The organism is Paraburkholderia sp. JHI869, assembly GCF_038900775.1.
Lineage (GTDB): Bacteria > Pseudomonadota > Gammaproteobacteria > Burkholderiales > Burkholderiaceae > Paraburkholderia.
Genome location: NZ_JAYMSC010000035.1, coordinates 80,972 through 88,735, shown reverse-complemented (window position 1 = coordinate 88,735; position 7,764 = coordinate 80,972). Strand labels below are relative to the sequence as shown.

Genomic DNA, 7,764 nt, shown 5'->3' with positions numbered 1-7,764 from the left:
TGTTCAGCCAGTAAGGCAGAGGGCTCGCAACCTGCTCGCAGACAAGGCGCGGCGCCGTAATGGCGCCGCGCCTTTTTTGTGCGCCGGCGGAACGGCTCGTATGGCGTGGACAGGTCGTGGCGATCGTTCATGGGCCTGCGGGCGCGGTTGCCGGCACGCGTGTTGCAATGCAATCAAGTTCGCATTGCAGGAACCGCCCGTCAGCGGTATGGACGCAGCGTTAGCCATTCGGCCAGGACCTTCGCGAGGCCCGTTCGGCGCCGCACGAAGATGGCCGTTCGGCCGATGCGACACGCGCCGCTTCCTGAGATAATCTGACGTCCGAAATCATTTCCAACAGCGAGTTGCCCAAGGCATGGTCCGTACCCCCGCCCGTCCTCCCGAAGAAGCCACCGCTGCGCAGCGCGCGGTGTGGTTGCGCGCCGAACTCGAGCGTGCGAATCACGCCTACTACGTGCTCGACCAGCCGGAGCTGCCCGACGCGGAATACGACAAGCTGTTCGGCGAACTTCAGCAGATCGAGGCAGCGCATCCCGACCTCATCACGACCGATTCGCCCACTCAGCGTGTGGGCGGCGAAGTCGCCGGAGGCTTCGAGCCTGTGGTGCACGACGTGCCGATGCTTTCGCTGAACAACGGCTTTGCCGACGAGGACATCGTCGCGTTCGACAAGCGCGTGGCCGATGCGCTCGCCAGGATCAAGGGCGCGGAAGTCGCCGAGGTCGAATATGCCGCTGAACTCAAGTTCGACGGTCTCGCCATCTCGCTGCGCTATGTCGATGGCGTGTTCGTTCAGGCGTCCACGCGCGGTGACGGCGCGACTGGCGAGAACGTCACGGAGAACGTGCGCACGATCCGCTCGTTGCCGCTGCGCCTGAAGGGCAAGCGCGTGCCGAAGGTGCTCGACGTGCGCGGCGAGGTGCTGATGTTCCGCCGCGACTTCGAGCGGATGAACGAGCGTCAGCGCGACGCCGGCCACAAGGAATTCGCGAACCCGCGTAACGCCGCAGCGGGCAGCCTGCGACAGCTCGATCCGAAGATCACTGCACAGCGGCCACTGTCGTTTTTCGCTTATGGCATTGGTGTGCTCGAAGGCGAGCCGATGCCGGCCACCCATAGCGAACTGCTCGACTGGTACGCGGAAATGGGCCTCCCGGTCAATGCCGAACGGGCGGTCGTGAAGGGCGCGCAAGGTCTGCTCGAATTCTTCCGTGCCGTCGGTGAGAAGCGCGACGCCCTGCCGTACGACATCGACGGCGTGGTCTACAAGGTGAACCGCCGCGACGAGCAAGATGCACTGGGTTTCGTCTCGCGCGCGCCGCGCTTCGCGCTTGCGCACAAGTTCCCGGCGCAGGAAGCGCTCACGAAGCTGCTGGCGATCGACGTGCAGGTGGGCCGCACGGGCGCGATTACGCCGGTGGCGCGGCTCGAGCCGGTGTTCGTCGGCGGCGCGACGGTGACCAACGCTACGCTGCACAACGAAGACGAAGTGCGCCGCAAGGACATCCGCATCGGCGACACGGTGATCGTGCGGCGCGCCGGCGACGTGATTCCCGAGGTGGTTAGTGCGCTCATGGACCGCCGTCCGGCCGACGCCCACGAGTTCGTGATGCCGACCGAGTGCCCGGTGTGCGGTTCGCGCATCGAGCGTCTGCCCGACGAGGCCATCGCTCGCTGCACGGGCGGCCTCTTCTGTCCGGCCCAGCGCAAGCAGGCGCTTTGGCACTTCGCCCAGCGCCGCGCGCTCGATATCGACGGGCTGGGCGAAAAGATCATCGACCAGCTGGTCGACCAGAATCTCGTGCGCACGCCTGCCGATCTCTTCAATCTCGGCTTCGGCACGCTCGCGCAGCTAGACCGTATGGCGGACAAGTCGGCGCAGAACCTGCTCGACTCGCTCGAGAAGGCCAAGTCCACGACGCTTGCGCGTTTCATCTACGCGCTCGGCATTCGGCACGTGGGCGAATCGACGGCCAAGGATCTCGCCAAGCATTTCGGTTCACTCGATCCGATCATGAGTGCGACAGTCGAGGAATTGCTCGAAGTGAACGATGTGGGCCCGATCGTCGCGCTCGCGATTCACGAGTTTTTTGCGGAAGAGCATAACTGCACGGTGATCGAGCAACTGCGCGCGCCGGGCAAAGTAACATGGACGGAAGGTCCGCCTGCGCCGAAGGCGCCGGTGGGCGTGCTGGCCGGCAAGACGGTGGTGCTCACCGGCACGCTGCCCACGCTCTCGCGCGACGAGGCGAAGGAAATGCTGGAAGCGGCCGGCGCGAAGGTGGCCGGCTCGGTGTCGAAGAAGACCGATTACGTGGTGGCGGGCGCCGACGCGGGCAGCAAGCTCGCAAAAGCCGAGGAACTCGGCGTGCCGGTGTTCGACGAAGAAGGAATGCGCAAGCTCCTGGAGGGGCAAACGACATGATTCGCGAAATTCTCAGGATGGGCGATCCGCGCCTGCTCAGCATTGCCAGGCCCGTCGATCACTTCGATACGCCCGAGTTGCACGAACTCATCGCCGATATGTTCGACACCATGCACGCCGCGAACGGCGCGGGACTCGCCGCTCCGCAGATCGGCGTCGACTTGCAGGTGGTGATCTTCGGTTTCGAACGGAACGAGCGCTATCCCGAGGCGCCGGCCGTGCCGCAAACGGTGCTCATCAACCCGGTTATCCATCCGCTGTCGCACGACATGGAAGAGGGTTGGGAGGGGTGTCTTTCGGTGCCGGGCATGCGCGGCGCCGTGAGCCGCTATTCGATGATCCGCTATGACGGCTTCGATCAGTACGGTGCGCCTATCGAGCGTGTGGCCGAGGGGTTTCACGCACGGGTCGTCCAGCACGAATGCGATCACCTGATCGGCAAGCTGTATCCCATGCGCATTACCGACTTCTCCAAGTTCGGCTTTACCGAGGTTCTGTTTCCGGAACTCGACCCGAATAGCGACGACTGAAGATTGAAGCATCAAGAAAAACGGGAGCCAGATGGCTCCCGTTTTTTTATGCAGCGCGGCGTGAGGCGTCGATGTGGCGTTAGAACGCTTCGTCGGCGGCCAGATAGCGCCATTGGCCTTGCGGCAGCGCGCCGAGCAGCACGCGGCCCATGCGCACGCGCTTGAGTCCCACGACCTTCAGGCCAACCAGTTCGCACATGCGGCGGATCTGGCGCTTCTTGCCTTCGCGCAATACGAAACGCAACTGTTCGCCGTTTTGCCAGCTCACCTGCGCGGGCTTGAGCGGCACGTCGTCGAGCGAGAGGCCGTGGCACAGCTGTGCGAGCAATTCGGGCGGGAAGTGCTGATCGATTTCGGTCTCGATGTCGTTGTAGGTGACGCGCACGAGATATTCCTTGTCGATGTCCGAGCTCTCGCCGATCAACTGCTTGGCCACGCGGCCGTCCTGGGTCAGCACGAGCAGGCCCGTCGAGTCGATATCGAGCCGGCCAGCCGGCGCAAGCGTGCGCAGATGCTGGGCCGAGAAGCGGATACCCGAATGGTCACCGTCCCAATGATTCTCGCCGGTGATGAGCACGGCGGCGGGCTCGTAGCCGTCCTCGGCCTGGCCCGACACGTAGCCCACGGGTTTGTGCACCAGGATCGTCACCTGGCGCGCCTGTGCGGCGAGTGCGGCCGGGTCGACCTCGATGCGCTGATCCGGCGTGACCTTGGCGCCGAGCGTGTCGACGACTTCGCCGTCCACATACACCCAGCCTTTTTCGATCCACTCGTCGGCTTCGCGGCGCGAGCACAGGCCCAGTTCGGACATGCGCTTGGACAGGCGCAGGGTGTTGTCGCCGTCGACTTCCTCACGCGGCGTGCGGCGAGGTGTGGATTCGGCGTCGTCGGTGCGGCGTGAGGGCTTTTCGGCCGACTTGACGGGGCGCGCGGGCTTGCGGGCGCCGCCATCGCGGTCGTCGCTCCACGCGGATTTCACCGGGCGTGCGAAACGACGCTCTGTGCCCTCGTCGCGGGCGCGCGGCGGCCGGCGGTCATCGCTGTCCGTGCGGCGTGCGAAGGGGCGTGCATCGCCTTCCTCCCGGCCACGCGGCGGGCGGCGGTCGTCACCTTCGGTGCGGCGCGCGAAGGGGCGTGCGCCACCTTCGTCCCGGCCACGCGGCGGGCGGCGGTCGTCGCCTTCGGTGCGGCGTGCGAAGGGGCGTGCACCGCCTTCGTCGCGGCCACGTGCGGGACGGCGGTCGTCGCCTTCGGAGCGGCGTTCGAAGCGACGCTCGCCACCTTCCTCACGGCTGCGAGGCGGGCGGCGGTCGTCACCTTCGTTACGGCGCGCGAAGGGGCGTGCGCCACCTTCGTCGCGGCTACGGGGCGGGCGGCGGTCGTCACCTTCGTTACGGCGCGCGAACGGGCGTGCGCCGCCTTCGTCGCGGCCACGCGGCGGTCGGCGGTCGTCGCCTTCGGTGCGTCGTTCGAAGCGACGCTCGCCACCTTCCTCACGGCTGCGAGGCGGCCGACGGTCATCACCTTCGCTACGTCGCGCGAAGGGGCGGTCGCCACCTTCGTCACGACCGCGCGGCGGGCGGCGGTCGTCGCCTTGAGGGCGAGGCCCGAAGCGACGCTCGCCACCTTCGTCACGGCTGCGAGGCGGCCGGCGGTCGTCGCCTTGGGGGCGAGGCGCGAAGCGGCGCTCACCACCTTCGTCACGGCTGCGCGGCGGACGGCGGTCGTCGCCTTCAGCGCGGCGCGCAAAACGACGCTCGCCGCCTTCGTCGCGGCCGCGCGGCGGCCGCCGGTCGTCACCTTCAGCGCGGCGCGCAAAACGACGCTCGCCGCCTTCGTCGCGGCCGCGCGCAAATCCACGCGCCTCTTCGCCGGAGCGACGGGCCGGGCGGCGCTCGTCGCCGAACCCGCCTTCGCGAGCCGGGCGCTCACCGGGGCGCGCATCGCCGGTGCGCGGCATGGGGCGGCCGGCTGAGGTGCGCGCAGGCTTCCCCGCGGAAGTCTTCGCGGCCGATGCTGGCCGAGCGTCCGCCGGCCGAACTTCAGCCGGCCGCACCGGCTTACGCGCGGTCGTGCTGCCGCGGCGGACGGGGGCGCGTTCCGGAGTGGTCGGGCGCGGATGTTTGGCTGTCAGTTTGGCTCGCATGGATCTGGGTATTTCGCTTGGGTCATTCACACTGCGATCGCGCGCAGCAATTCGGTTTCGACGTGAATCTGCTGGCGGTTGTCGGAGAGTCCCGAGCCGTCGAGCAAAAACACGTCTTCCACGCGCTCGCCGAGCGTATTGATCCGCGCCGCATGGACGCCGACATGATGCTCCGCGAGCACGCGTGCGATGGAATAGAGAAGGCCCGGCCGGTCGTTCGCCGACACGGACAGGATGTAGTACTGGCCGCGTTCGTCGGCCCGCAGATCGACACGCGGCGTTACCGGGAAAGTACGCGAAAGGCGCGAAAGACGCCCCTTCGACGGCTCGGGCAGGGCGTTGTCCGTCGCCTTCAGGCGCGCGGCGAGTTCCTGCTCGACGAGGTTCGCGATATCGCGGTAATGCACGTCGCCTTCGGTGTGGGCAACGATGAAGTTATCGAGTGCGTAGCCGTGGCGCGTGGTGCTCACGCGCGCGTCGAGCACGGACAAACCGCTGCGGTCGAAGTACGCGCACATCGTCGCGAACAGGTCGGGGCGGTCCTGTGCGTAGACGAGGACCTGCAACGCCTCGCCGATCGGCGAGGGGCGTGCACGCACGACCGGCTCCGGCGCCTCGACGTGGCGGTAGAGCACGCGCGTTTGCCAGGCGATGTCGGCGGCGTCGTGGCGCAGGAAGTAGCCCACGTCGAGCTTGTCCCAGAGCGCGCGGTGCGCGTGCTCCGGCACCGTCTCCAGACGCAGCAGCGCAAGCGCCAGTTCCTGGCGCGTCTTGAGCTCCGAGTGCGCGTCGGGCTTGGCGCCGCCGAGCACGGCGAGCGTCGAGCGATACAGGTCTTCGAGCAGCTTGCCTTTCCAGTTGTTCCAGACCTTCGGGCTCGTGCCGCGAATGTCGGCGACCGTCAGCAGATAGAGCGCCGAAAGTCGCCGCTCCGTGCCGACCAGTTCGGCGAAGCGCTTCACGACTTCGGGGTCGGTGATGTCCTGCTTCTGGGCGACCTGGCTCATCGTCAGATGCTGCTGGACGAGCCAGACGACCAGGTCCGCGTCGTCGCCCGTGATGTCGTGCTCGCGGCAAAAGCGCCGCGCGTCGGCCATGCCGAGCTGCGAGTGGTCGCCGCCGCGGCCCTTGGCGATGTCGTGGAACAGCGCCGCGACGTAGAGCACCCACGGGCGCTCGAAGTTGGCGATCAGCTGGCTGCAGAACGGATACTCGTGCGCATGCTCGGCCACGGCGAAGCGGCGCATGTTGCGCAGCACCATGAGGATGTGCTGATCGACCGTATAGACGTGATAGAGGTCGTGCTGCATCTGCCCGACGATACGGCGGAAATTCAGCAGATAGCGCCCGAGCACGCTCGTCTGGTTCATGAGCCGCATGGCGTGCGTGATGCCGGCCGGCTGCTTGAGGATTTCCATGAAGAGCCGGCGGTTCTCCGGGTCGCGGCGCCAGCGCTGGTCCATGGTCTCGCGCGCGTTGTAGAGCGCGCGCAGTGTGCGCGCCGACAGGCCTTTCACACCGGGCACCTGCTCGTAGAGCAGGAAGGCTTCGAGAATCGCGTGCGGCTCGCGTTCGAACACGTCGTCGCTGACGATTTCAAGCATCCCTTGCTTTTCGACGAAATGCTCGGAGAGCGTGCGCGTAATGCCGCTCGTGCTCGGGAAGAGCTGCGCCTCGATGTTCTGGATCAGGATGGTGGCAAGCTGCGTGACCGCCTTCGCGGCCCAGTAGTAGCGGCGCATGAGCTGCTCGCTCGCACGCCGCGCGCTGCTGGCCTTGTAGCCGAAGCTTTCGGCCACCGCCGTCTGCAGGTCGAACACGAGGATGTCCTGGCGGCGGCCCGCGATCACATGCAGGCGCGCGCGCAGCGCCTTGAGAAACGCCTCGTTGCGGCGCAGTTCGCGCGCCTCGCGCCCGGTGATGAGGCCGCGCTCGTCGAGCTCCTTCCAGCTGCTGCCGAAGGCGGCGGCTTCGGTGATCCAGAGAATCAACTGAAGGTCGCGCAGGCCGCCGGGGCTTTCCTTGACGTTGGGTTCGAGCGAGTAGGGCGTGTCCTGGAAGCGCGCGTGGCGCTGGCGCATTTCGAGCACTTTCGCCTGGAAGAACGCGCGCGGGTCCATGGCGTCGCGATAACGCTGCGCGAAGTCGCCGAAGAGCGCATCGCTGCCCGTGATGCAGCGCGCCTCGAGCAGCGAGGTGCGTACGGTGACGTCGTTGGCGGCTTCCTCGAGGCATTGCGTGACGCTGCGCACGCTGCTGCCGATGTCGAGTCCGAGATCCCACGCAAGGCCGATGAAGCGCTCGATGCGTTCTTCGAGCGGCGCGAGCGGTTCGTCGTCCGGCAGCAGAACGAGGATGTCGACGTCGGACCAGGGCGCAAGCTCGCCGCGCCCGAAACCGCCCACGGCCACGAGCGCCAGTGTGGCCGGCAACTCGCAGAGATTCCAGGCGCTGCGCAAGGTGTCGTCGGTGGTGCGGGCGAGGGCGCGCATCAACGAGTCGACATTGGTCGCGGTCTTGAAACGCTCGAGCAACTGGGCCTTGGCGGCCTTGTAGTCGGACTTCAGCGACGACGTATCGGGAACGGCGACAGCGGGAACACTCATGGGCTCGGGTCGTGTCTGGCGTGGTTGGGCGGGCGGCTGGTCGTGCGCGCGGCCGGC

General features: G+C 67.0%; 5 protein-coding genes. 2 read left to right on the top strand and 3 right to left on the bottom strand.

What is annotated here, in order from left to right:
* The first annotated feature begins 355 nt into the window (after positions 1–355).
* Together ligA and def are read left to right on the top strand one after the other, a co-directional pair.
* The gene (ligA, locus tag VSR72_RS36965) at positions 356–2,425 is read left to right on the top strand and encodes an NAD-dependent DNA ligase LigA (RefSeq protein WP_342957167.1); all 2,070 of its coding nucleotides are present in this window, start codon (positions 356–358) and stop codon (positions 2,423–2,425) included.
* Positions 2,422–2,955, top strand: coding sequence for a peptide deformylase (def, locus tag VSR72_RS36960; RefSeq protein ID WP_342957166.1), 534 nt, complete (start codon positions 2,422–2,424; stop codon positions 2,953–2,955). The genes ligA and def overlap by 4 nt, the downstream gene beginning before the upstream one ends.
* Before the next feature lie 79 nt (positions 2,956–3,034).
* Here def and VSR72_RS36955 read toward each other — a convergent pair whose 3' ends face one another.
* From VSR72_RS36955 to VSR72_RS36945, 3 genes are all read right to left on the bottom strand, one after another.
* A complete protein-coding gene (locus VSR72_RS36955; RefSeq protein ID WP_342957165.1) occupies positions 3,035–3,934 on the bottom strand; it encodes a pseudouridine synthase in 900 nt (299 codons plus the stop codon).
* Complete coding sequence (locus tag VSR72_RS36950; RefSeq protein WP_342957164.1) at positions 3,931–4,887, bottom strand: hypothetical protein; 957 nt, start codon at positions 4,885–4,887, stop codon at positions 3,931–3,933. Before VSR72_RS36950 ends, VSR72_RS36955 begins: the two co-directional genes overlap by 4 nt.
* A gap of 240 nt (positions 4,888–5,127) precedes the next feature.
* The gene (locus VSR72_RS36945) at positions 5,128–7,707 is read right to left on the bottom strand and encodes a [protein-PII] uridylyltransferase (protein ID WP_342957163.1); all 2,580 of its coding nucleotides are present in this window, start codon (positions 7,705–7,707) and stop codon (positions 5,128–5,130) included.
* Positions 7,708–7,764: the final 57 nt, after the last annotated feature.